The following is a 991-nucleotide window of genomic DNA, read 5'->3' on the forward strand; positions in this document are numbered from 1 at the left end:
ACCTAAAGAAAATACTTTTAAGATTAATGCTCCAGCTCCTAGTAATGCTAATACACAAAGCAAAGAAGCTTTAAGCTCTCAAATAGATATAACTATTCCTTCTTTAACTCTTATTACGCCCTATAGAGATTTAGAGGAATATTACTTCACACCAAGCACTTATGAAAATAGAGAATCTAAAGAACAATACATTTCTTCACAAAGTGGCTTTTATACGCCAAATGATACACTAGAGATAATACTACCTCCATTATCTAAAAATGTAGATTATGCAGATGCAGCTGATGCAAGTTATGCTTTTTTGGAGTATGTATTTGAGAATGTAGATTTTATATTTTTCTTATTTGAGAACCTACAATGAATGTCATCAAAAAATATTTTACACTAAAAAGGATTGTAATATTTTTTGGAGGGATAGTATTTTTAATACTATTCTTGAGTGGAGGCTCATTCCAATTTTTAAATCCACAATACTATAAATTTCAATATTTAATGAATACACAGAGCGGATTTTATATACTTGATGAAAAATTATATAGAGAAACCAAAAATAGAGAATTTAGATTACTATCTAATGGAGAATATTCTTTGGGTTTCGCAAGCAATGGCTATGAAATATTTTATAAGTATGAACAATATGATTTTCAACAAGTAAGTAGTGCGATTACAGCTTCCAAACAACATAAGAGATACTATATAGATTCTATGGGTGTAGAACATATTATTTCATTTGAACAAAAATTTCGTTATACCGACTATGGTATATTCCTAACAGGCGATGAGGGGGCTGGATTTAACTTAAATATCAAGCAAAAATTAAACTTTCTTTCAAAAGATAGAACAATTATGCTAAAGGAGTAAAAATGGCAACAAATAAAATAATGATTAAGACATTCAGAGATATGGCAGAGTGTGCTGATGCATCGTATGCAGAGTTGCATTGTGTGTTTGAGAATGTGCAATGAATATCATTAAAAAATATCTCACACTG

Annotated in this window: 1 protein-coding gene and 1 pseudogene; both read left to right on the forward strand. The window is 29.7% G+C overall.

Annotated features, from left to right (window positions below; all coding sequences use genetic code 11):
* Window positions 1-361 (forward strand): annotated as a pseudogene (locus LS81_RS11615) (hypothetical protein); the annotation flags it as partial.
* Window positions 358-861, forward strand: coding sequence for a hypothetical protein (locus LS81_RS10995; protein ID WP_034345493.1), 504 nt, complete (start codon window positions 358-360; stop codon window positions 859-861). The pseudogene LS81_RS11615 and the gene LS81_RS10995, both read left to right, overlap by 4 nt.
* Window positions 862-991: the final 130 nt, after the last annotated feature.

It is taken from the genome of Helicobacter trogontum (assembly GCF_000765905.2).
Classification (GTDB): Bacteria; Campylobacterota; Campylobacteria; order Campylobacterales; family Helicobacteraceae; genus Helicobacter_A; species Helicobacter_A trogontum.

Excerpts from the sequence above, each read along its gene's own strand:
- LS81_RS10995 (WP_034345493.1), top strand. The coding sequence starts at position 358 with ATGAATGTCATCAAAAAATATTTTACACTAAAAAGGATTGTAATATTT.